This window comes from Metamycoplasma phocicerebrale, assembly GCF_003383595.3.
In the GTDB taxonomy this organism is placed as follows: domain Bacteria; phylum Bacillota_I; class Bacilli_A; order Mycoplasmatales; family Metamycoplasmataceae; genus Metamycoplasma; species Metamycoplasma phocicerebrale.
This window is the reverse complement of record NZ_CP033058.2, coordinates 572707-597724: the sequence shown is the minus strand read 5'-3', so window position 1 is coordinate 597724 and position 25018 is coordinate 572707. Positions and strand designations below refer to the sequence as shown.

The 25018-nt window shown below is 23.5% G+C and carries 24 protein-coding genes and 1 other RNA gene; 19 read left to right on the top strand and 6 right to left on the bottom strand.

Annotated elements, in window-relative coordinates; genetic code table 4:
• The first annotated feature begins 2 nt into the window (after positions 1 to 2).
• The 7 genes from rnr to hpt all read left to right on the top strand — a co-directional run bounded on the left by rnr (position 3) and on the right by hpt (position 5599).
• Positions 3 to 2144, top strand: a complete 2142-nt coding sequence (gene rnr, locus DMC14_RS02565) for a ribonuclease R (protein WP_116171660.1) — start codon at positions 3 to 5, stop codon at positions 2142 to 2144.
• A 32-nt stretch (positions 2145 to 2176) separates the two neighbouring features.
• Entirely contained in the window at positions 2177 to 2608 is a 432-nt protein-coding gene (smpB, locus tag DMC14_RS02560) for an SsrA-binding protein SmpB (RefSeq protein WP_116171804.1), read from the top strand.
• Positions 2609 to 2619: 11 nt separating this feature from the next.
• Positions 2620 to 3006, top strand: a transfer-messenger RNA (tmRNA) gene (ssrA, locus tag DMC14_RS02555).
• 171 nt (positions 3007 to 3177) lie between these two features.
• A complete protein-coding gene (locus DMC14_RS06380; RefSeq protein ID WP_116171659.1) occupies positions 3178 to 3354 on the top strand; it encodes a DUF2188 domain-containing protein in 177 nt (58 codons plus the stop codon).
• 1 nt (position 3355) lies between these two features.
• Complete coding sequence (locus tag DMC14_RS02545) at positions 3356 to 4228, top strand: bifunctional 5,10-methylenetetrahydrofolate dehydrogenase/5,10-methenyltetrahydrofolate cyclohydrolase (protein WP_116171658.1); 873 nt, start codon at positions 3356 to 3358, stop codon at positions 4226 to 4228.
• A gap of 182 nt (positions 4229 to 4410) precedes the next feature.
• A complete protein-coding gene (locus DMC14_RS02540) occupies positions 4411 to 5061 on the top strand; it encodes a deoxynucleoside kinase (RefSeq protein ID WP_116171657.1) in 651 nt (216 codons plus the stop codon).
• Positions 5051 to 5599: a hypoxanthine phosphoribosyltransferase gene (gene hpt, locus DMC14_RS02535; RefSeq protein WP_116171656.1), complete on the top strand. Its 549-nt coding sequence runs from the start codon at positions 5051 to 5053 to the stop codon at positions 5597 to 5599. The genes DMC14_RS02540 and hpt overlap by 11 nt, the downstream gene beginning before the upstream one ends.
• A gap of 27 nt (positions 5600 to 5626) precedes the next feature.
• On the opposite strand, the gene DMC14_RS06375 is transcribed toward hpt, so the two are convergent.
• Positions 5627 to 7399 (bottom strand): hypothetical protein, encoded by a 1773-nt coding sequence (locus tag DMC14_RS06375; protein ID WP_116171655.1) that lies wholly within the window; start codon positions 7397 to 7399, stop codon positions 5627 to 5629.
• Positions 7400 to 7646: 247 nt separating this feature from the next.
• Here DMC14_RS06375 and DMC14_RS02525 point away from each other — a divergent pair, with 247 nt between their 5' ends.
• The 4 genes from DMC14_RS02525 to ligA are packed head-to-tail and all read left to right on the top strand — an operon-like array spanning position 7647 to position 12407.
• Positions 7647 to 8450: an energy-coupling factor transporter ATPase gene (locus tag DMC14_RS02525; RefSeq protein WP_116171654.1), complete on the top strand. Its 804-nt coding sequence runs from the start codon at positions 7647 to 7649 to the stop codon at positions 8448 to 8450.
• A complete protein-coding gene (locus DMC14_RS02520; protein ID WP_116171653.1) occupies positions 8435 to 9466 on the top strand; it encodes an ATP-binding cassette domain-containing protein in 1032 nt (343 codons plus the stop codon). The genes DMC14_RS02525 and DMC14_RS02520 overlap by 16 nt, the downstream gene beginning before the upstream one ends.
• Positions 9459 to 10409, top strand: coding sequence for an energy-coupling factor transporter transmembrane component T family protein (locus DMC14_RS02515; protein WP_116171652.1), 951 nt, complete (start codon positions 9459 to 9461; stop codon positions 10407 to 10409). The genes DMC14_RS02520 and DMC14_RS02515 overlap by 8 nt, the downstream gene beginning before the upstream one ends.
• Before the next feature lie 3 nt (positions 10410 to 10412).
• Entirely contained in the window at positions 10413 to 12407 is a 1995-nt protein-coding gene (gene ligA, locus DMC14_RS06370) for an NAD-dependent DNA ligase LigA (protein WP_116171651.1), read from the top strand.
• Between the two features lie 4 nt (positions 12408 to 12411).
• Here ligA and DMC14_RS02505 read toward each other — a convergent pair whose 3' ends face one another.
• From DMC14_RS02505 to DMC14_RS02495, 3 genes are all read right to left on the bottom strand, one after another.
• A complete protein-coding gene (locus DMC14_RS02505) occupies positions 12412 to 13755 on the bottom strand; it encodes an MAG0480 family ComEC-like protein (protein WP_116171650.1) in 1344 nt (447 codons plus the stop codon).
• Entirely contained in the window at positions 13680 to 14198 is a 519-nt protein-coding gene (locus DMC14_RS02500) for an MAG0490 family ComEA-like DNA-binding protein (RefSeq protein ID WP_116171649.1), read from the bottom strand. The genes DMC14_RS02505 and DMC14_RS02500 overlap by 76 nt, the downstream gene beginning before the upstream one ends.
• A gap of 90 nt (positions 14199 to 14288) precedes the next feature.
• Positions 14289 to 15023, bottom strand: coding sequence for a YebC/PmpR family DNA-binding transcriptional regulator (locus tag DMC14_RS02495; protein WP_137412677.1), 735 nt, complete (start codon positions 15021 to 15023; stop codon positions 14289 to 14291).
• A gap of 91 nt (positions 15024 to 15114) precedes the next feature.
• Here DMC14_RS02495 and holA point away from each other — a divergent pair, with 91 nt between their 5' ends.
• From holA to msrB, 8 genes are all read left to right on the top strand, one after another.
• Positions 15115 to 16083 carry a DNA polymerase III subunit delta gene (gene holA, locus DMC14_RS02490; RefSeq protein WP_116171647.1) on the top strand — a complete coding sequence of 323 codons (969 nt, stop codon included), beginning with the start codon at positions 15115 to 15117 and terminating at the stop codon, positions 16081 to 16083.
• 12 nt (positions 16084 to 16095) lie between these two features.
• Positions 16096 to 17619: an alpha-amylase family glycosyl hydrolase gene (locus tag DMC14_RS02485; protein WP_116171646.1), complete on the top strand. Its 1524-nt coding sequence runs from the start codon at positions 16096 to 16098 to the stop codon at positions 17617 to 17619.
• A gap of 58 nt (positions 17620 to 17677) precedes the next feature.
• A complete protein-coding gene (locus DMC14_RS06365) occupies positions 17678 to 18187 on the top strand; it encodes an MHJ_0274 family protein (RefSeq protein ID WP_116171645.1) in 510 nt (169 codons plus the stop codon).
• A complete protein-coding gene (pgsA, locus tag DMC14_RS02475; RefSeq protein ID WP_116171644.1) occupies positions 18177 to 19064 on the top strand; it encodes a CDP-diacylglycerol--glycerol-3-phosphate 3-phosphatidyltransferase in 888 nt (295 codons plus the stop codon). The genes DMC14_RS06365 and pgsA overlap by 11 nt, the downstream gene beginning before the upstream one ends.
• Before the next feature lie 145 nt (positions 19065 to 19209).
• A complete protein-coding gene (gene rpmG, locus DMC14_RS02470) occupies positions 19210 to 19362 on the top strand; it encodes a 50S ribosomal protein L33 (RefSeq protein WP_116171643.1) in 153 nt (50 codons plus the stop codon).
• Positions 19363 to 19386: 24 nt separating this feature from the next.
• Positions 19387 to 20430, top strand: coding sequence for an aminopeptidase P family protein (locus DMC14_RS02465; protein ID WP_116171642.1), 1044 nt, complete (start codon positions 19387 to 19389; stop codon positions 20428 to 20430).
• 125 nt (positions 20431 to 20555) lie between these two features.
• Positions 20556 to 21542, top strand: a complete 987-nt coding sequence (locus DMC14_RS06360) for a hypothetical protein (RefSeq protein ID WP_116171641.1) — start codon at positions 20556 to 20558, stop codon at positions 21540 to 21542.
• Between the two features lie 85 nt (positions 21543 to 21627).
• Positions 21628 to 22584, top strand: coding sequence for a peptide-methionine (R)-S-oxide reductase MsrB (gene msrB, locus DMC14_RS02455; protein WP_116171640.1), 957 nt, complete (start codon positions 21628 to 21630; stop codon positions 22582 to 22584).
• A gap of 27 nt (positions 22585 to 22611) precedes the next feature.
• On the opposite strand, the gene DMC14_RS02450 is transcribed toward msrB, so the two are convergent.
• Complete coding sequence (locus DMC14_RS02450; protein ID WP_116171639.1) at positions 22612 to 23457, bottom strand: deoxyribonuclease IV; 846 nt, start codon at positions 23455 to 23457, stop codon at positions 22612 to 22614.
• A gap of 11 nt (positions 23458 to 23468) precedes the next feature.
• The gene (locus DMC14_RS06355) at positions 23469 to 25016 is read right to left on the bottom strand and encodes an RNA polymerase sigma factor (protein WP_116171638.1); all 1548 of its coding nucleotides are present in this window, start codon (positions 25014 to 25016) and stop codon (positions 23469 to 23471) included.
• Positions 25017 to 25018 lie beyond the last annotated feature (2 nt).

The window sequence follows — 25018 nt, the reverse complement described above, 5'->3', positions numbered from 1 at the left end:
TAATGAAATTTGAAAATAAAAAAAATTTAGACCCAACAGTAATTTTGAAATTAATTCAAAATAATAATTTAGGTCTAAATTTTTTACAAATTGCCAAAAAATTGCAAATACACCCATCTCAAAACAATAAATTGACTTTTTTATTAAAAAAAATGGTTGATGAAAACGAAATTGATATAGATAAAAATAATAATTACTTTCCTATATATTTTATTAAAAATATTGAAACACAAATTTCAATAACCAATAAAAGATTGGGGTTTATTGATTTTGACGAAGATAATAATTTAGAACACAAAAAATCAGCTATATTATTCCCTTTTCAATTAAAAAATATATTAGATGGTGATTTAGTATTAGCAAAGGTTTTTTATTATTTCAATGAAGAAAATCAAAAATTATATAAAGCTAAATTATTAAAATTACTTAAGCACAATATGTGTACTATTGTTGGAATATGAAAAAAATCTGATAAATTTAAATATTATTTCGAACCTTTAAATGAAAAAGATTCCGCTAGATTTGATATTTTAAACAAATGGCAAATTCCAAAAGATATAAAAGAAAATCAAATAATAAAAGTTAAAATTTTAGAACCTAATGAACAAGCAGTAATAGGTAAATATGAAGGTATTTTAACTTCTAAAGATGATTTTGAATACCCATTTAAAAAAATTTTTGCTGAAAATGAAGTGAATTTAGATTTTAATGAAGAAACTCACGAAGCGGCTCTAAATTTACCTGATTCAGTAAGTCAAAATGAAATAAAATCAAGAAAAGATTTAAGAAATTTATTAACTGTAACAATAGATGGTTTAGATACTAAGGATTTTGATGATGCTATTTCTTGTTTTGATTTAGATAATGGAAATAAAAAATTATTTATTCATATTGCAGATGTTTCTTATTATGTTAAAGAAGGAAGTCCCATTGATAAAGAAGCTTTAATTAGAGGAACTAGCATTTATTTACCTGATAAAGTTATACCTATGTTGCCTTTTGAGTTGTCCAATGGAATATGTTCATTAAATCCAAATGTTGACAGAAATACGCTTACTTTGGAATTAGAAATAGATTCTCTTGGCAAAAATGTAGATTTTAAGCTTTATGAAAGTGTAATTAATTCTAATTATCGTTTAACTTATAATGAAGTAAATGACTTTTATGAATCAAAAATTAAATTACCAAAAGAAATTGAAAATATGTTAAATGTATCTAAACATCTTTCCAAAATTTTAAGGCAAAGTAAATTAAATGATGGATATGTTAATTTCGATATTAAAGAACCAAAAATTATAATGAAAGATGGAAAAGTTATAGATATTGTAATAAGAGAAGAAGGAGAAAGTGAAAATATGATTGAAGATTTTATGGTTAGAGCAAATGAAACTGTTGCTTTAATTATGTTGAAAAAAAATATACCTTCAATATATAGAATCCACGATAAACCTTCATCTGATAAATTATTTGAGCTACAACAGCTAATTAATTTTTCAGGAATTAAAAATGTTGAAGTACCTTATGATGGTGAACCATTAAGTTTTGCTAAAATGGTTAATGAATTAAAAGAAAAAAGTTATGGTGAATATATGAAGAATGCATTTTTGCGAACTATGCAAAAAGCTATTTATTCTTCAGATAATATAGGGCATTTTGGGTTGGCTTCTAAACAATACTCTCATTTTACTTCTCCAATTAGAAGATATCCAGATCTTTTATTGCATAGATTGATTAGAAAGTATTTATTTAATCATGATAATAAAGAATATACAAATGAAGAATTACTAAATTTAAAATCAAGAATAAGTGAAATTGCTTCTCAAAACTCCGAAAGTGAAAAAACTGCTATGTCTATAGAAAGAGATATAGTTGATATTAGAAAAGCTGAATTTTTTGATTCTTTAATAGGCAAGGAATTTAATGCAACTTTAATTTCAATTGAAAAATTTGGAGCGTTTTTCAATATAAATAAATATCAAACAAGTGTTTTAATAAGATTTGAGAATTTAGAAGATAATATAATTAAAGTTTCCAATTATGAAGTTAAAGGCCAAAAATATAATCTTCGAGTGGGAAATGATTATAAAATTAAAATCACAAGTATAGAAAGAGAAAAAGGAAATATTAATGCACAATTGTGTTAGTATTTCTTTTTTTATACTTTATAATTTTATTTATGCCTAAATTAATAGTTAAAAACAAGTTTGCAAAATCTGATTATGAAATACACAGCACCTATGAGGCTGGTATTTCATTATTTGGGTGAGAAGTAAAAAGCTTAAGAGCACAAAATGTTAAATTAGACAATGCATTTTGTTATATTGATAAAGGCAATGAATTGTGATTGAATAATGTCCATATAGCACAATACATGTTAGTTAAAGGAGATTTAAATCGTTCTCGTAAACTATTAATGCATAAACGTGAAATATTAAGAATAAAAAATATAGTTGAACGTTTATCTTTGATTATAATACCCATTTCAATGTATTGAATTAATAATCATATAAAAATAGAAATAGCTCTTGCCAAAAAATTAAAAAAATATGATAAAAGAGAAAAAATTAAACAAGAAGATTTAAAAAGAAAAATAAACAATATGTATTAAAATATAAATATGGGGGTGTAATGGCTTCGACAGGCACTTAAAAGCTTTTGCTGCAGTGGTTTGGTAAACCTTAATACTTTCTAGGCTATTTAAACGCAAACTTAGAAAACAAAAAACAAAATGATTTTTTCATGGCAAATGCTATGATTAATCAAGCAAACCCAGTTTACGCTTAATTTGTAATTGGTCAAACTCCTTTAATTGCCCGGTTTAGGAATGTTTGTTGGAGGGCTTGATTTAGTAAATTTTAGTTTATAGCTAAATGACACTTTAAACTAAAACTTATTATAATTTTTGTTTATTTTAAAATAATAAGTAATATTAAAAATAAAACTAAACTGTAGATGCAAATTCAAGAAAGTGTGTGGACCGGGGTTCGATTCCCCGCATCTCCACCATATGTTAATTACCAAATCAGTGCTTATTTTAGCATTGGTTTTTTTAATAAATTATTTGTAAAATCAAAAAAAGATAAAAGTTTTAAAAAATACCCTTATTTTCTATTAAAAACAAAGAATTAACTTTATAATATATTTATAGTGTCTAAATATATAATTATGGAGGTTATGATGGCAGTTAGATTAGTAGTAAATCACCCAGATGGTTGAGCGGTTAAAAATCCTAAAGGAAAAAAAGCCTTAAGAGTATTTAAAACTCAAAAAGAAGCTATAGATTATGCGAGATCACTAAAAGATACAACCGGCACAAATGTCCAAAGTAAAACCGGGGCATTTAGAAAAGCTTAAAATGTATAAAATATTAGATGGTAAGAAAACTTCTGAATTAATTATGCTTAAAATTAAAAGAGAATTAAAAAAATTGGCAGATAATAATATGCCAATTTTAGGTATTTTGCAAGTTGGTAATTTAGAAGAATCAAACATTTATATAAAGCATAAACTAAGAGCAGCAAAAAATTTGGGAATAAAAACAAAATTAATTAAATTAGATAGTAGTGCTAAAGAAAAAGATATTATTAATTCTATTAATGAATTAGAAAAAAACACAACAGGTTTTATTATTCAATTACCAATGCAAACTAATAATAAAATTAATGTTGAAAATGTATTAAATAAAATATCTAATGTAAAAGATATTGATGGCTTAAATGATTTTAATCAAAAAGCTAATTATATTATTAATAAGAATGCTTATATTCCAGCAACTGATTTAGGAATTATTTTACTTTTAAAAGAATATAATATAGATTTTAATAAAAAAGAAATAGGTGTTGTTGGTCAAAGTAAAATAGTGGGCAAACCCTTATCTAATTATTTTGAACAATTGGGAAATGTGGTTCGTAGGTATGATAAATATAATTCAAAAACTGATATGCATTTAAACGACATTGTTATTGTGGCTACGGGAGTTAGAGATTGCTTGCAAAATATAAAATTAAAAAATAATGTAATATTAATAGATGTCGGCATTCATAGATTAGAAAACAATAAAATAACAGGTGACGTTAATATAGAAAATATAAAAACTCCAATATCTTATTGTACACCAGTTCCGGGCGGAGTGGGACCTATGACAATAGTCGGATTACTATTAAATTTAATTAAATCTTATGATATACAAAATAACACAACCATGTATTTTGATATTATTAATAAATAAAAATAGCAAAACAAAAAATCACCTTTAGAAAAGGTGAATAATTTTATTATTTTTTTTATAAAAATTGCAAAAATTAGATTAAAAAAATAACATTTTTTTATAAATAATTTTTTTTAATAAATTTTATTTTTTGCTTTAAAAAGTTTAGTAAAATAAATGAAATAAATTTTGGAGGAACACTTATGGTTATAGGAATTAGCGGTATGATAGCTGCCGGCAAAAGTTCGCTATCACAAAAATTAGCAAAATATTTTCCAAATTCATTATTGCTTCATGAATTTGAAGAAAATGATGAAGTTTTTAATACATTTTTGAAATGATTATATGAAAAAAAACCTAATCTTACTATTGGATTTCAAAGTTACATTATTGAAAATCACAGTTCTAAATTTAATGAAATATATGAACAATTAAAAAAAATGCCAGAAGAAAATAGACATTTATTTTTGGATAGATTTTCAATCGAGCATTATATTTTTGCAAAGTTAATATTAAAACAAAAAGAAGCAAAATATTTAGAAGGTTACGATGCTTTATTTTCAAAATTAATTACAAAAAAAGAATTACCTGATTTAGTAATTTTTTTAGATATAAGTTTTGATACTTTTAAAAAAAGAATTTTTGAAAGAGGCAGAAAAACAGAAATAGATAATTGGGATTCAAACTATGCATATTTTAAAAATTTGCATGAAAATTATTTTAAATTATTTAAAGAGTTAGCAGAAAAATATAATTTAAATTTTAAAATTGTAGATACAAATGATTTAACCGAAAATCAAGTTTTTAAAAAGGTTCTAACTATTATTGAGGAAGAACAAAAAAATGAAAAATAAAAAAATAGACAAAAGAATAGAAAAAGTACTTTTTACCCAAGAAGATCTTGAAAATAAAATATATGAATTAAGTCAATGAGTTAATGAAACTTATAAAAATTCTTCTGATTTAATAATTGTTGGATTATTAAAAGGAAGTTTGCCTTTTTATGCTCAATTGATTAAAACAATAGACATAGATTTTATTTCTGATTTTATGATAACTAGTTCTTATGGTGGCACTGATAAATCTTCAGGTAACGTAAAAATTATTCTTGATTTAGTTAATAATATAGAAGATAAAGATGTTTTAATAGTTGAGGATGTAATTGATACAGCTAGAACCATGACAAAAGTAGTTTCAATACTAAAATCAAGGAATCCTAAAAGCTTAAAAGTCTTAACTTTATTAAATAAACCTAGTGGAAGAGTTGTAGAATTTGAACCCGATAATTTTGGTTTTTTAATTAACAAAGAAGATTTTGTTGTAGGTTTTGGATTTGATTGGGATGAAAAAATGCGGCAATTACCCTATATAGGTACTATTAAAAAAAAATAAAATCAGGATTTTAAACCTGATTTTATATTATATATAAAAGAAATGAGAAACTTTTTTATTTAATTCAATTTCTTGTTTTTTATTAGAATTTATGTTTACAATTAACTTATAATTTAAACTAAATCATATTTTATTATCTTGTTGGCTTTCGAAAGTAATACTTTCAAAAACACAACTTAAATTTATTATTTCAAAAGCTTCCGAACCATCTAAAAGTAATAATTGTACATTTTCTTTAATACTTTCTTCAATAGGTCTTGAACCCAAATCTAATTTCAAAGTGGTATTAGTTCGAATTTCAATCTTACTATTAGATCCACTTCCTATAAATCTTAAAAAAGTAAATGTTTCGCCCAAGCCTCAATTCATTTCGATTCATTTTTTATTTAAAGAAAAATCAGGGCTAGGATTTTTTTGGTATTCATTTTTAATTTTTTCATAAAACTTTTTAGCATTAGTATTTTCTGTGTCAAAGCGAAGTGAAAACTCATTTATAACATTTTCATCTAAACTTTTGAAACCTTCAATTTTATAATTTTTATATTTTGAATTATATATAGTTCCATTTTTTTTCACTGATAAATTAAATGAAATTTCAATTTGTCCTAAATAATCATCAATTTTAATGGTTTCATTTGATAATTTTATTATTTCATTATGATTATTATAATAATCTTCCTGTTTGTTTGATAAAAATTGATTAATAATTTTTCCATTAGTATTTCTGAAATATTTTAAATATGTAGAAGCAAATTTTTTATTTTTGTTTTCCACATTTTTTTCTTCTAGCTCATTTTCAATAATGTAATCTAAAACATTTTTAACCGAAATTTCTTTGTCAATTATTTCCTTATTAATAATGGTTATTTTTTTGCTATTAGTTTTTTCCTCTTCAAATATCTTTTTGCTTCTATATTGAATTTCAATTTCAAAATCTACACTATTTTTTTTATGATTTGTAAATTTTAAATTCTGAGATAAAGAAAAATTTTTATTGTTTTTTAATAAATCTAATAAATTTAAATTTTGATTATTAGAATTCATAACTATTATTTTTAAATAATCTATTAAATTACTTTCATTAAGATCACTAACTTGTTTCTTTTCTTTAATTGCTTTTTCCTTATTGAAATATACATTAATATCTTTTGATTCAAACATTTCAATTTTTTTAAAACCAGAAATAGAACATAATTTAGTATCAATTTTTTTATTATCAATTTTTAAATTAAATTCAATTTTTAAATTTCCTTCAGTTGGGTCATAGGCTTTAAAAACTATGTTAGATACTTCGACATTGTTTTTAGATTTATTTTCTTTTAAAATTTCAATAGCCTGATCAATAAACATATTTGAATTTAAATCATATATTTCATTTAATTCAGAATACTTATCAAAAATTAAACCATTAACTTGTTTTGACTCTTCTTTTCAATTTGTTCCTTTGTTTTTTGTAAAATTGAATGTTCTTTTTTGTTCCTTGGAAATTAAAGAACCATTTTTTTCTTTAATTTTAAATTTTAATACTATAGAATTTTCAGATTCCTTTTTAATTTCAATTAATTCAAAAGAATATTTGCTATCTAAATTAAATTTGTAATTTTTTATATTTAAAGCTTCTTCAATAGAATATTTATTTTTATCTATAGTAATGTTTAAATTATCGGCTACTTCATTTAATTTTTCTTCTTCATGTTTTCTTTTCTTTTCTTTATTTTCACATTTTGCCGATATAGTTGCTAAAAATGGTATTAATAAAGTGCTAGAACTTATTAATAAAATACTTTTTTTTAATTTCATAATATTTTCCTTTAACCTTTAACTTTTTTATTTTACCTTTGAATTATATATTTTATTATTTTTTAAATAATCATTTTAATAAATAAAATTAATATACAAACCAACATTATACAAAAAACAACCAATTTGTTTATAAAAAAATAGCGAATATGTTTATATTTATATGATTATTAATAATTAAATATTTTTTTAACTTTATATTAAGTTTGAATTATCATGTTTGTTTTTTAATATATAATATAACAATATGATTGAAATAAAAAAATTAAGTTATAAATATCCCGGAGCATCTAAATTAGCATTAGATAACATCAATTTATCAATTGATGAAGGACAATATATTGCAATTTTGGGACATAACGGTTCAGGTAAAAGTACATTTTCTAAATTATTGGCAGCTATTTATAAAGCAAGCAGTGGGAAGATTCTTATTGATGGAATAGAGATTAATTCTGAAAATTTAAAAGAAATAAGAAGAAAAATAGGAATAGTTTATCAAAATCCTGATAATCAATTTATAGGCTCTACTGTGGAAGATGATATAGCTTTCGGTTTAGAAAATAAAAATGTGCCTCATGAAAAAATGGAAGGAATAATAAAAAACTATGCCACTGTTGTGGGTATGGTAGATTTTTTGGATAGAGAACCTCAGAATTTATCAGGGGGTCAAAAGCAAAGAGTGGCCATAGCTTCCACTTTAGCTTTGGACCCTAAAATAATTATTTTTGATGAAATAACATCAATGTTAGATCCAAAGGGTAGAGATGACATTTATAAAATTATTCATGAATTGCATTCAAAAACTCAAAAAACTTTAATTTCAATTACTCATGATATGGACGAAGCTTTATTAGCAGATAAGTTAATAGTTTTTTCAGGGGGTAAGGTTATTGCCGAGGGTAAACCAATTGATATTTTGAAAAATAAAAATATTATTGAAATAGCTAAAATTGATTCTCCTTTTATTTATAAATTAAGTGAAATGATAAAGGGAGTTGAACCTACTTATGATGGCAAGGAATTATTGGAGAAATTATGCAAATTAAAATAAATAAAATAACCAAAGAATATAATAAAAAATTGCCAACTTATATAAAAGTATTGGATCAAGTAAGCGTAACTATAAATGAAGGAGAAGCTATATCAATAATAGGTCCTACCGGCTCAGGAAAAACAACTTTAATAGAACATTTTAATGCGTTATTAATTCCAGATTCAGGTTCTATTCAATTTTGTGATGTGCCCTATACAAAAAAAATGGATAAACCTAAAAAACCAAGTTTTAGAAATTATAATAATGACCAAGACTATAAGCAAGATTATCAAAAATACTTAAATAAATTAGATGATTGAAAAAGAATACCAAAAAAAGAAAGAATTGAAATATTATATACTGATATCAATGTAAAAAAAACTAGAAAAAAGATAAAAAAAATTAAATCTTTAAGAAAACAAGTTGGAGTAGTATTTCAATTTGCAGAATATCAACTTTTTGAGTCTACTATAGAAAAAGATATTATTTTTGGTCCTGTTTCAATGGGGATTAAAAAAGATAAAGCAAAAAAATTAGCTGCAAAATACATAGAATTAGTAGGTTTACCGTTAGATTATTTAAATCGTAGCCCATTTAATTTATCAGGAGGCCAAAAAAGACGTGTAGCTCTAGCTGGTATATTAGCTATGGAACCTAAATTTTTAGTTTTAGATGAGCCTACTGCAGGCCTTGACCCTCAAGGAGTTGAGGAAATGCTTCAACTATTTTATAATTTATATAAGAATGGAACTACTATAGTAATTGTTACTCATGATCTTGATAACGCATTGAGATGAACAAATAGAACAATATTTGTTAAAGACGGAAAAATAATTAAAGATGGAAATACCTACGAGATTCTAAATGATAATCAATTTTTAATTGATAACAATTTAATACCCACAAAATTATTATCATATGTAGAAAAATTAAAACAAAAAGGTTTTAAAATTGATAAAGTGACTAGTCTCGAAGAATTAGCTAACAAGATTAATACGCAAATAAAAACTAAGAAAGGACAAAATAATGAATAAATCAATTATTGGTAAATATTTAAACATTAATACGCCTATTCATAGATTAGATCCGCGTTTAAAATTTTTAGCTAATATCTTATTTATAGTTCTTTTCTTTTTGGCTGAGCACTATTTAACTTTGTCAATTCTTGTAATTTTTTCAATGATTCTTTATGTTATTGCAACTAGATCTTTTAAATCTTTATTTCAAAAATTAAAATTACCTCTTTATATAGCTATATTTTTATTGCTAGTAAACATGTTAACAATAAAAGGCGCTGTTATGTATAACAAAGTAGACGAATATATTCCCTTAGCATCTGAAGCTAATGCTGATGCATATGTTATATATAGAGGAAAATTGATTGTAAATGTTTCATATTTTGCTCCATACAATGATATAAATTCAGTTTTTCAATTAACTTTATTTACAATACACCGAACTGTAACTATTTTTTTAAGAATTTACGGAGTAATTTTAATTACAACAATTTTGACAGTAACAACAAAACCTGTTTTATTAACTAGAGCTATAAATGATTTATTATATCCATTGAAATTAATTAAGATACCAACCGAAATAATAACTATGATTATATCTATAGCTCTAAGATTTATACCAACTCTTTTGGAAGAATCAAGCAGAATAATGAAAGCTCAATCAAGTCGTGGTATTGATTTTAAAAATGGAAGTTTTAGAGATAAAACAAAGTCATTTATTGTTTTAATGATTCCATTGTTTGTTTCTTCATTTAATAAGGCTAATGATTTGGCGGATGCTATGACTTCTAGAGGATATGAGCCATATTCTAAAAGAACCCATTACCGTATTTTAATGCCCAATTGAAGAGATGTGCTGTCAACACTTATTTTGGTAGGATTGACAATATTAATAATAGTAAGTAAAATTGATCAGGTTAATTTACCAAATTGATGATTAGTTACATTTCAAAGGGTATAAAAAATGGATGACAATAAAATTAAAATAAAATTAGAGATAATAAAGCTTCAAGAAAAAATAAGTAATTGAGATAAATATTATTATGATTTAGATAAACCTTTAGTATCTGATGCTATTTATGACACTGAATTTAATAAATTAAAGAAACTTGAAAAAGAGCATTCTTATCTTTTTAGCGCTCAAGAATTAGCTTTATCTCCAACAAATAAAATTAATGCTCACGCTAATAAAATTTTTAAAAGAGTAGCTCATAAAGTTCCTATGCTTTCTTTAAATAAGGCTTATACTATTGATGAAATAGTAAAGTTTATTGATAATATTAAAAAAATTACTAAAAATTATAGTTTTTTTATAGAACCTAAAATAGATGGTTTGTCAATAGGTATTAAATATAAGAATGGAAAAATTTTTCAAGCTTTAACTAGAGGCAATGGGCAAGTTGGGGAAGATGTAACTCAAAATATTTTGCAAATAGAAAGTGTTCCTAAAGTTATTGATTATAAAAAAGATTTAGAAGTTCGTGGAGAAATATATTTATCTTTGAAGAAATTTGAAGAAATTAATAATAAATTAACTTTAGAAAATAAACCTTTGATGGCAAACCCTAGAAATGCCGCTTCCGGTAGCTTAAGACAATTGAATCCAGAAATAGTTAAGGAAAGGGGTTTGTCTTCATTTCTATATTATATTGTCAACCCTGAAAACCACAACATAAAAACAATGTATGAATCTTTTGTTTTTTTAAAAAAATTAAATTTTCCAGTTACAAAAGAATCAAAACTAATATATTCTTTAGATGATATAAAAAAATATATAGAAGAATTTAAAAATATAAGAAAAAATTTAAATTATGAGACAGATGGTATAGTAATAAAATTAAATGAATTAGAATATTATGACAAATTGGGTTTTACTGCTAAATTTCCTCATTCTGCAATAGCTTTTAAATACGAACCGGATGTAGCTTCTACAATTTTAAAAGATATTTTTATAACGATAGGCAGAACAGGCTTAGTTACATATAATGCATCACTAGAAGAAGTTGAACTATCTGGAACAAAAGTTAGTTATGCCACCTTGAATAATTATCAATTTATAAAAGATTTGGGCATAAATAAAAATGATGAAGTTTATGTAAAAAAAGCTGGAGAAATTATTCCATGTGTTATAGGACTTTCTACTAAAAATAATTGAGAACCTTTTCATTTTTTTGAATTATGTCCTTATTGTAATTCTAAATTAGAATTTAATGAAACAGGATTAGAGCAATATTGTCTAAATAAGGATTGTCCTGAAGTCAAAATAAGAAAATTAATTCATTTTGCCTCTAAAGAAGGGTTAGATATTAATACCTTGGGCGAAAAAAATATAATTAATTTTAATAAATTAGGGTATATAAATAATGTAATAGATATTTTTAAACTAAAAAACTATAAAGAAGATTTAGAAAAATTAGATGGTTTTGGAAAAGTATCAATTGCTAAAATGCTTTCTTCAATTGAAGAATCTAAACAAAAACCTTTAGATAGATTAATTTATGCTTTAGGAATTCCATTAATAGGATCAAAAACAGCAAAATTTGTAGCTTCAAAATTATTAAAATTTGAAAACGTATTAAATTTTGATTTTAGTACATTTGAAGCATATCATGAATTTGGAGAAAAAATAACTTTAAATTTAGTAGCTTGATTTTCAAGCCAAGAAAACATAGACACAATTAATAATTTAATTAATTTGGGTTTAAATCCAATATATAACAATGAGATAATAAGCGATAAATTAAAAGATTTAAGTTTTGTTATAACTGGTAAATTATCTAAACCTAGAACTTATTTTGAAAAATTAATTACTAACAATGGTGGTCAAGTAATATCAAGTATTTCTTCTAATACTAAGTATTTATTGGCTGGCGATGATGCTGGATCTAAATTATCAAAAGCAAAAAAACTTTCTATCAATATTATTAATGAAGACGAATTAAATAAAATGCTTAATTAAACTTTTAACTTTTTAGTTGAAGGTTTTTTATTTTATATAAAAAAATAAAACCAAAGTGTAAAAATATACATATTTCATCTAAAACCTTAAAATTAATATAAAAACTTGATTTATTTAAAAGAGAAAGAAAATTATCAAAATAAATAATTATTTTTTCTATTAATTTGTTGGTTTTAAATAAAAAGATACTTAAAATAAAATTAATAGATATAAAAGGAGATATTAGTATTTGAATGAATATAGAAAAAAAATTATATTTTTCTTGAAAAGTGTGGATTATTAATGTTGATGAAAAATGTGCTATTAATATAATAAATATAGATTTAATATAAAAATTGAAATTTTTAAAAAGATTTATAGTAATAAGTATTATTAAGGTAATAACATACGACAATATAAATGAATAAGAAAGAAATAAATATGGATTATATATAACCATAATAAATGCACTAATCGATAATAATGATATTTTATTAAATTTATTATTTAAAAAATTTTTGTTTAAAAAAATTAAAATTATAAATAATGTAGCTCTTATAGCACTAATTTTAAATCCTATTATCAATAAATAAATTATTAAAAATAAAATAGATATTAATTCGTTGTAAGGCTGTTTAATTTTTATTTTTTTCAAAACAAAAGAGCTAAAAAAATAAATTAAATTAAAGTGAAAACCACTAATAGTAAAAAAATGAATAATATTTAGATCAAATAATTTTTTATAAATATTACTGCTATTTGTATATTTATTTAAAACTATAATATTTAAATATTCTTTAACTATATTATTTTTATGAAAAATAAAATCATTATTAACATAACTACCGACAAATTTAATTTCTATTAAATTTAATTTAAAAAATATTTGATTTCTATAATTAAACAAATTAGTGTTTTTTATTTTTTGTAAAATTCCTTTTATATAAAAAATATTTTTAAATTCTATATTTTGATTTATTTCAAATTGTTCTTTTTTATTATATATTTGAAAGTATATATTTTTGTGTTTGAAAATTAAAGTTTTAGATGTATTTTTAATTAATTCGTAATTACCGTTGACAATTGTATTTTGATGTTGTAAAAAAAATAAATTATAAATAACTAAAGCCAAAAACAAAATAGAAAAAAACAAAAACAAAAGAATCCAAAATCTATAATTTATAAAATTTATAAAACATACAACTATAAATAATGAAATTGTAATAATTAGATTTATTTTTAGAATAATTATCAATAATAAAAAACTAGATAAAATGCTATAAAATATAGAGTTTATATAGCTATTTTTTCTACTAATAATAAGTAGGTTTTTTCACCCACTCCAGGAATTTTTAATACTTCTTCTCAATTTAAAATATTATTTTTGCTTATGTAATTAAAAATCTTATTTGCTATATTGGGTTTTATTCCTATATTTATTAATATATCAGCATTTCTAATATCTGAAATTGTCAATTTTTTATTACTGTTAAATGGTATAAAGATTTTTTGATTATTTTCTAATTGTAAATTTTTATCAATATTATTTAAATATGCCCCAGACAATAGAATAGATTCTCTAAAAATATCGTTAAAAGTAGACCCTACTTTCAAGCAATAATCTCCGGGATATTTTACTGCTCCTCCAATGCTTATAGTTATATATTCATTTTTTGTATTTAAAGTTTTATTTGATTTAATTTTATTGTATATTTGAGTTTTAACAATAATTCCCCCAATTATAATAATTGAAGAAAATAAAAATAACCCTAATCCTAAAAAAACTTTCTTTTTATTAAATTTTATTTTCATAACTAAACTATATATTGCTAATATTTATTTCAAATAAAAAAGAGAAAAAAATAAGAAAAATAAAACCTAGAATTGCTCCTAGGTTGTATATTATTCTATTATGCTAGCATTATGTCAAACTTCTTGAATATCTTCATCATCTTCTAATAAATCAACAAATTTTTCAAGTTGTTCACCTTTTTCTGCATCTATTTCTACTTCTGAGTTAGGTATGTAAGTTACTTCTGCTGTTGAATAGTTTTCAATAGAAAATTTTTCATCCAAAGCTTGTTTAACTTTTTGAAAATCAGAAGGTTGTGTTGTGACTACATATAAATCATCTTCTATTTTAAAATCTTCAGCTCCAGCATCTAATACAGTCATCATAACTTCTTCTTCTGATGCTGTATTTGTAGGAAATTCTATTAAGCCTTTCTGGTCAAAAACATATGGTACTGTGCCTTGTTTGCCTAATTGTCCATTAAATTTATTAAAATAATGTTTAATGTTTGACGACAATCTATTAAAGTTATCTGTTAAGCAATTTACAACAAAATTAATTCCACCATATGCAGTACCTGCATATAAATAACTTTGAAAATTAGCACCTTCCTTTGATCCGCCCGAAACTTTTGCAATAGCTTTTTCTATATTTGCTTTTGGCATTGATTTTGCTTTTGCTTTTGCAATTGCTAATTTAAGGGCTGGATTAGAATCTGGATCTGGGCCTCCAATTGTAGCAGCAACAATTATTTCCTTTGAAAATTTTTGAAACATTTGTGCTCTTTTTGAATCCATCGCAGCTTTATGATTTTTAGTTGTAGCTCATTTTGAGTGTCCTGACATTTGTTTATGCTCCATTCTATAATAAAATCATTATTAATATTTGTTTATTATACCAAAATCTATGCTTTATACTATAATAAATAGCATAAGTATGTATTTAATTAAAGGTGATGAACAATATTTTATTGATGAAAAAATTAATGAAATATTAACAAAAGTAAAAATAGAATTTAATGAAGAAATAGAATTAATAAAATTCTATGATTTTTTTAGTTTAGAAGAATTTTCAGATGCTCTAAATAATTCAGGGTTATTTACAACTAAAAAAATTATTATTGTAAAAAATCCTTATCTTTTTAATAATAAAGCTAAATTTGTAAAAAGTTTAATTACGGAATTTATTGAATTAATAAAAGCAGGATCAAGAGACAAAAACATAATTTTAATATTTAGCCAAGAAATTTATAAATATGATAATAATTTTATCCCTTCGGCAGCATTCGTATTTGTTAATAAATCAAGTGAAATAATAGAGGTAAAAAAAATATTAGAGAGAGATTTATTTTCATATGTTTCGAAAATGTTTAAAGAAAAAAATGCAAGTATCTCTAATTTAGCACTAAGTCAATTTTTAGTATCTATGCCAAATAATTTAAGTTTAATTGAATCGGAAATTGATAAATTGCTCTTAATAAGCAAGAATGTGACTGAAAAAATGATTGAAGATAATAATTTTTCTATGTCTAACAACATTGATTTTGCGTTAACCGAAGCCATTTTAAAGTGGCAATCTGAAAAAAATATTGTTTCTAAAATATTAGAACAATTAGAATATGGAGCCGATTCTAATCAAATAATTTCTCAAATATCTTCAATATTAATTAATTCAAAAAATATTGCAATTTTAAAAAATAATAATTTGACAAATGAAGAAATATCCAAAATAATTAATATTCACCCTTATCGTGTAAAATTACATTCTGAATTTTTAAATAAAATAGGTATTAAAAAATTGAATAATTTAATTAAAAAAATATCTAAATTAGATACATTATTGAAGCGCGGAAAAATAAAAGAAGAAATTTTTATTGATTTAATATCAATGGAATTAATAAAATAAGGAGTAATTTATATGAATTCATTAACGAAAAGAATAGTTTTATATGAACTAAAAATTAGTACTTTTTTTGATAGTAATAATAGCGGCTATGGTAATTTTAATGGAATTTTAAAGCAATTAAATTACTTTAAAAAATTGAATGTAAATGTGTTGGCTATTGATAATGTTTTAAATCAATATCAAAATGGTTATGATCTTGATTTAATAAAAAATAGATATGGCTCAATAAAAGATTTTGTTAATTTAATAAAAGAATTTAGAATAAATGGAATAAATATAGCCCCTATTATTGATTTAGTATCAATTAAACAATCTTATATAAACTGGCGCAACATGATGAATTTATATAATTTGGAAGAAAATAAACTTTCAGAAAAATATTTAACTAAATTGGACCCTTTTTTAGTAAACAAAAATATAGAAAAAACTTCATTATCTGAAATTGCTAATTTTATTAGATATTTTGAGCAAGTTTTGGATTTTTATTTAAAATTAAATATTTCTGCTCTAGTATTAGACAATTTCGAATTTTTAATTAATAATAATTTAAAAGAAGAAGAAAAATTGCAATTTTTAGTTGACCTTTATAAGATAATAAAAAGAAAGAAACCTGAAATTCTAATTATTTTAAAATCTAATAATGACAATATTTGATTATTTAATAAAATTTTACACAATGAACAAGTTTGCCTAGATTACTTATACTTAAATTCAATATCAATCATTAATAATAAAGAAGAAATAAAACACAACAAAGAATATGGTTTGAACTTTAAATATGTTTACAAAATATTTAAAGATTTATCTAAATCTAGAAAAACCATAATTTCTTTAGGATCTGATCAAACAGGAAGACTAATTTCAAAATGAGGTGATGAAAAAGGCTATTATAATGAATCTGTTAAAACCTTGTTTAGCATTTTATATGCATCAAATAATTCTATAGGAATTTATTATGGGGATGAAATTGGAATTCTAAGGGCTAAAATAAATAGAAATTTTGATTTTAACAATGAAGACTACAATGAAGAAAAAAGATATTATCAATCTAAAAATATAGATGGAGATGAGTATTTTAATTATCAAAGTTATTTCAATAAATGAACTTCATATACATGAATGCCATGAAATGATAGTTATAATTCTGGATCTTCAAAAAAGTCTAATTCAAAAATTTATAATGCTTTTAAATATAAAGATATTAATGTTAAAAATCAAATTAAAAATAAAGATAGTGCTCTAAATTATGTTTATTTTCTAAATAAATTAATATTTAATTCAGATTATTCAGAATTTTTAAATAATGCTTGCGTTAATATTTCTTATAATAAAAAAGGTATTTTTAAAATAACAAAAAAATTAAATAAAAGAAAAATGGTATTTTTGATAAATATGTCAAACAAACATAGAAATATAATTCCTCTAAATGATTATTCAATTTTATCTACTTCGTATTCTAACAAATTTTATTCAGACTTGCCCAAAGAGCTTTCTCCATTTGAAAGCTTAATACTTTTTAAAGAAGATAAAATTTAAATATTATTTATATATTTTTTAATAATATATAATTTTTAGTATAAATAAAGGAGAATACATGCAGACATTTATTTACGTCTTGCTTTCAATTATATTGGTATTTATTATTGCTTATTTAATTTGAAAATTCACTAAGCCCAAATTTTTAAAGAAAAAGCAAGCTAAGATTGAAGCAAAAAAGATGAAAGAAACCTTATCCTTATATTATGAGTTTATTCTTACTTATAATTTAATTATTAATTATACTGAAAAACAATTAAAAAAATTTGAGGATAAAGCAACAGAATATAAAATGGGTCAAATAAAAAACGGATCTAAAAAATTGTTGAATATTTTAATTTCAAGAGAAGATTTTGCAGTTTCGTTTTATGGTGATAAAAGATATGAGGAGTTTGTTAATAATGCAGAATTAATAACAATTACTCAAGCGAACTTATGAAATAAAAAAATTCCAAATGTAATAGAATTTTTTAAGGAACAATTCAAACATGTTCCAGAAGGCGATAGAAAAGAAGAATTGCAAAAATTAACACAAGATTCTATAGAAAGAAAGTTTTATGAAGAATAAAGAAAAAAGAATAAAAATAAAAAATACTGAAAAAAAACCTATGTCTAAATTTGGTGTTGCTAATTGACTAACAGTTTTAAGAATGGTATTAATGATACCTTTTATAGCTTTGATGTCGGCTGCCTTTATTATTGTTATTAGATATGGTGGTGCATTTTGATACAACAAAATTAGTTTAGTAGGTGACCAAACATATAAAGTTGGTTTATCAGCCATTTATTGAGTAAATATTGCAATTTTTATTATTTCAATGATTACAGATTTTGTTGATGGTCATATAGCAAGAAAAACAAAAACTGTATCACAATTTGGTAAGATATTTGATCCTATAGCCGATAAAATAGCAACAACTTTAATGCTGATATTTTTATCGGTAATGAATTATAGTTATTTACCATTGGCAATATTATTTATAATTAGAGATATTTTAGTAGATGGGGCAAGAGTGTATGCTGTTAAAAAGGATATTAAAATATCTGCTAACTGATGAGGAAAAGTAAAAACAATTATAGTTTCTATTGCGCTAATTGCTATAGCTTTTGCTGGGCCATGAATGGCAAAAGAAGATTCTGGTAAATATATGAATAATGATTTATATATATTATATGTAAATATCCCCTTAATTATTGGTTTAATTTTATCATGAGTAAGTGGAATAATATATTTATCTAAATACTTAAAAGGCATTTCCAAACAATATAATATTGATATTGAAGAAGAAAAATTAAGAAATTCAACTAATTCAGAAGAAATTAACATAAATAATTATGATGAAAATAGTGATATTAAAATACAAACAAATGAATTAGAAAAAGATTCAAAAGATATTCCTAATTCTCAAAAAATAGAAAATGAAGAACCATTTTTTAAAAGCTAGATAAATTTCTGGCTTTTTTTATTTTAATTAATTAAAATAACAAAAATTATAAAATAAGATATTTCTGGTCTTTTTATAATATAATTTATAATTATTTTTAAACAATAAAAATTAAACATTTACATACTACATTAAGGAGGATAAAATGCCAAGAGAAGGTTTAACATTAAGATGTGAAAAATGTAAAATGGAAAACTACATTACAAAGAAAAATAAGAAGTTACACCCAGAAAAAATGGAAGTAACTAAATATTGCCCAAAGTGTAATGCACATACAGACCATAAAGAAAAAAAATAATTAAAATAAATTAGGAGATTTAAGATGTTAAGACAAGAATTAAACAAATTATTTGAAGATCTAAAATTAGATGCTGTTATATCAGAAGCTCCACAAACAAGATTGTGATATGCTAATGTTCAAACATCAGATGGTTTTTTAGTTATTGAAAAAGAAAAAGCATATTTATTTGTAGATGGTAGATATATTGAATATGCAACTAAAAATGCAAGAAATGTTGAAGTAATTTTATTAGAAAAAGACTCATTCGGAAAATTTTTATCAAAGAAAAACTATAAAACAATAGGTATAGAAGAAGATTACTTAAATGTTCAAACTTTAGAATACTTTAAAACACTTTTACCCAAAGCTACAATTAAAAATTTAAAAGCAAAACAATTTAGAATTAAAAAAGATGAAGAAGAATTTTCAAAAGTTCAAGAAGCTTGTTTAATTTCATTACAAGCTTTTGAAGAATTAAAGAAAATTTTAGCTGAAGGTATGACAGAATTAGAAGTATCAAATAAATTGGGATATTTAATGCGCTTATTTGGCGCTGAAAAAGAAAGCTTTGAAAGCATTGTTGCTTTTGGATCAAATGCTGCAGAACCACACCACCACCCAACAAATAAGAAACTAACAGATGGTGATATTGTAAAAATAGATTTTGGAGCTCAATTTGAAGGATGAGCTAGTGATATAACAAGAACTTTCTTTTTCGGAAAGCCTAAGTCACCAGAATTAGTTAAAATACTAGAAATAGTAACAGAAGCTCAAAGATTAGGTCGCGAAGCTGTTAAACCAGGAATAGAAACTTCTGAAATAGATAAAGTTTGCCGTGATTACATAGAATCAAAAGGTTATGGCAAATTCTTTACTCACTCTACAGGACATGGTGTAGGAATTGATGTTCATGAAATGCCTGGAGTAGGAAGAAGAGCTGGTAACGCAGTTCTTGAAGAAGGTATGATTATCACAGTAGAGCCAGGCATTTATGTTGAAGGCTTAGGTGGAGCTAGGGTTGAAGACACAATTCTTGTAACAAAAGATGGATCTAGAGTTTTAAGTCGTCCTGAGGATTATAAATAAAGCTATAAGAGTTAATAATTAAAATCAAGTGCTATAAGGTAAAACTTGATTTTTTTTATAAAAAAATTAACAATGGTTGGTGCATAAAAGTAAAATAAAAATAATTTATGATATAATGTTAAATTATGAAAAATATAGAATTAAAAAAATGAAACAATTGAAAAAAATCATATTTAGCTAATTCAATGTTTTTTATATCTCTTTTAGGATTTTTATTTTCAGCAGGTTTTTTAATTAGCTGTTTTATTAGAAAAAATTGATTTACTGACGATTCTTTAAAATGGGAATCATATCAAAAATACGTATTACCAATTTTTACTTCACTATTCTTTATATATTTTGTTTTATCGACAATATTTTTAGGTAAATATATGTCTTACGGAAAAGTATATTACGATGAAAATAAATTTGAAAAACTAGAAAAAAATTTAACCTCTAATAAAGAATATAAATTAAAATCTCCGAATCGAAATTTTTTTACTATTTTTGCAACAATAATTTTTATAACATTGTTTTCTTTAATTATGATATTAATTATTTTAGGTGCTAGTGGGAAATCGAATAAGAAATCATCTTCTTGAGGTTTAAGAAGAAGATCTGGATATAATACTGGTTTATTTTTAAGTTCTATTATACTAGCAAGTTATGTGAGTCAAGGTGCATCAACAGTGCCAACAATGAATAATAATTATTATCCATATATGGAAATTGCTCAAAGTAGAATAAAAGAATTATGACCTAAAGTATTTAAATTGTTTATTCTAACTTCAGTATTTAGTTCAATCGCTTTTGTTACTTCAATAGTTTCAGTTGTTAATATAATTGAAATTTGAAAAGCTATAAGCCACATATCTATATTTGATTTTAGTTTATTAGTGTTTGTCCCTTTGACTTTCGGATTTATTTCTATAATTACTTCTTTAATACTATCAAATTCACTAAGAAAGAAATCAATCGATTTTTTTGCTATGATAGCAGCAAGAACAATTACAGATAAAAAAACTTTTTCTGAATTTATTTTAAATTATTCAACTAATAAAGAATTAAAAAAAGATTATAAAACAACTTATGATAAAGCTTATAATGAAAAAGACGTTAATATAAAGTTGTAAAAAATAAAAGGTTTTTCTTTTATTTTTTTTATCTAATATATTAAAATATATTAGCAAAATTTATCTCAATATAAAAGGAGTATTTATGATAAATAAAATATATTTAGCAGGAGGCTGCTTTTGAGGGCTCCAAGCTTATTTTTCAAAAATTAAAGGAATAATTAAAACAACTGTCGGATACGTGAACGGGAATACAAATGATACAAATTATCAAAATATTAAGAATACCGACCATGCAGAAGCAGTTGAAATTGAATATAATGACAACATTATTAACATAGCAGAAATATTAGATCGTTTTATGTTATTAATAGATCCATATTCTTTAAATAGACAAGGAAATGATATAGGTCGACAATACCGAACTGGAATATATTATCTAAACGATTATGATAGAAAATGTGCTAATTTAACAATCAAAATATACGAAAAGAATCACAATAATAAAAAAACAGTAATAGAAATTCAAAAATTAGCTAATTTTATTAAGGCAGAAGATTATCATCAAAACTATTTAGATAAAAATCCAAATGGATATTGTCATATTAATTTAGATATTTTAAATCAACCATTAGCTAAATTTAATAAAATAAACAATGATGAAATACAAAAGTTAAATCTAGATGAACTTATTCTTAATATAATGTTAAATAAGAATACTGAAAAACCATTTAGTTCAATCTTAAATGAAAATACACAATCAGGCATTTATGTCGATATTATTAGCAAAGAGCCACTATTTTTAAGTGAAGATAAATACGATGCCGGATGTGGTTGGCCTTCATTTACTAAACCTATTATGACCGATTCAATAAAATATGAATTAGATAATTCTCATTATATGAATAGAATAGAAGCTCTTTCTAATATTCAAAATTCTCATTTAGGACATGTATTTAATGACGGGCCTAAAAATAAAGGATCTTTAAGATATTGCATTAATGGAGCAACATTAAAATTTATAAGCATAAAAAATTTGGAAAATTCTATTTATGAAAAGTATCTTCCATATTTTAAAGAAATTGTGAACAATCAAAAATAAAATCAAGTTTTTGTGAACTTGATTTTTTTAAAACAACGTCGGTTCTTGCTTATTTAATAATAAAGCAATTTCTTCTTTGTAAGGAGGTTTGTTACCAATATAAGGTGTTTCTAGAATAATAGGAATATTATCAAAGTCTTTATCAAAAACAAAATTTCTTAATGTATCTAAACCAATATATCCTTTATTAATATTAGCGTGCCTATCTTTTCTAGAATTTATATCATTTTTAGAATCGTTTAAGTGAATAACCTTAATAAGTTCTAAAAAATGGTTTTCTTTTAAATATTTTTTAAATTCATCATATTTTTTAATATTATAATTTGCATCTCAAACATGACAAGTATCAAGACATATAGCGACTCTATCGCTATTTACTTCTTTTATAATATCTCTCAAAATTTCAAATGTATTGCAATAATTAGAGCCATTACCAGCCATTGTTTCAAGTGTTATAATTACATTTTTAGTTTTATTAATAATACTTTTCAATGATTTAATTAAACTTTTTTTCGCTTCTTCAATAGTATATGTTGTGTGTGTGCCAGGATGCAATACTAAATATTGAGCACCTATGTAATTCATTCGTTCAATTTCTTTTACAAGAAATTCTATAGCAAAATTAGCTTTAGATGGATTGGAAGGATTTACTATATAAGGGGCATGAATTACAATATCTTCTGGTAGAATTTTGTTGGAATAAAGTCGCTTGTATTCTTCTAATCGATAATTTGCTTCTGAAACTCTAAATGTTGTTTGTGGAGCTCCTAAATAAATCATCATACAATTTGCTCCATTTTCTATTGATTCTTGAGCGGCCCCGGCTAGATAATTTGGTTTTGAAAACGAAATATGACTTCCTATTTTTATCATTTTTTCCTCGATTAATCTAAATCATAACTTTCATTCATAAAGAATTCTTTTAATTTTTTACGTTTTTGTGGGTGTTTTAATTTACGCAAAACTTTAGCTTCTATTTGACGAACTTTTTCTTTAGTAATACCTAATTCTTTAGATAATTCATCCAATGAGTGAGGTCTATATTGTTCGCCTTCAGGGTCTGCTACACCATATCTTTTTCTAATTAAAATACGATCTGATTCATCTGGTAATGAATTAATCATGTCATTTAATATAACGCTCAATTCTTCTTGACTTGCAAAATTGGTTGGGCTAATTATACTTTCATCTCTGACAAAATCAGAAAAACTTGAATTTTCTTCTTTGCCAATATTTTTATCCAACGAAATTGGATCAATATTAATTTTTCTTATATATCTAACTTTTTCGGGTGTAAAATCAGGTCCATAAGCTTTAGCAATTTGTTCATCAGTAGGAGGATAACCTTGTTCTTGTTGCAATTCTCTTTCAATTTTTAAAATTTTATTAATTGTTTCAACCATATGCACAGGAACTCTTACTGTTCTAGCTTGATCTGCTACTGCACGAGTTATAGTTTGTCTAATTCATCATGTAGCATAAGTCGAAAATTTGTAACCAGTCTTATAATCATATTTAGATACTGCTTTCATAATACCCAAATTTCCTTCTGAAATTAAATCTATAAAACTGAGCCCTCTATTCTTATATTTTTTAGCATTGTTAATAACTAATCTTAAATTTCGGTTTACTAATAAATCCCTAGCTTTTTTAAATTTATATTCATTGCCTGCTTCTTTTGCGTTTTCCATTTTTTCAGCTAAATCTCTTTCTTCTTTAGCCGTTAGCAATTTACCATATTTGCCAATTCATCTCATATATCATTTTACAATATCATTTGTTTCGGTTAAACGGTTTGATAAATTATTATTTTCGGGGCTTTTATTTATGCTATTAATTTTAATTTCTTGATTGTCATAATTTTTAAGAAGTTTTGAAGCCTCAAAATCATCAGAAGTTTTTTTGTTGGGTTTTCAAGGCATATCATCATAGTCATCATAGTCATCTAGATCATAATCATCGTATTCGTCATATTCATCATTCGGAGAAGATAATTTTAAATTATTAGAAATATAATCTTGGTCCTCGTCATAAATTTCTTCTTCTTTTGAAGTTTCAGGAGTATGATCATTATTTATCATAGTACTATCATCATATTCAGAATCAACATCTATTTCTTCATTATCTATTTCTTCATTATCAATATCTTTTAAATCTTTTTCATCTAGTTCTGCTTCTTCTAGTAAATCAATAACTTCATCGTTATCACCTTCATCAACTTCATTTTTAATAAGATTTTTTTCAAATAGTTTAGCCAAAAATAAATCAGCTTCTTCTTCATCAATATAAAGTTTTTTCTTATCGATAATATCAAAAACTTCTTCTTGAGATAAAACTTTTTTTGAAGGATCTTTTTTTTGAAGTTTTTTTATTTCTTTTTCTATTATTTGGACAGTTAATTCAATCGAATTCATTAAATCTTTTTCTTCCATAC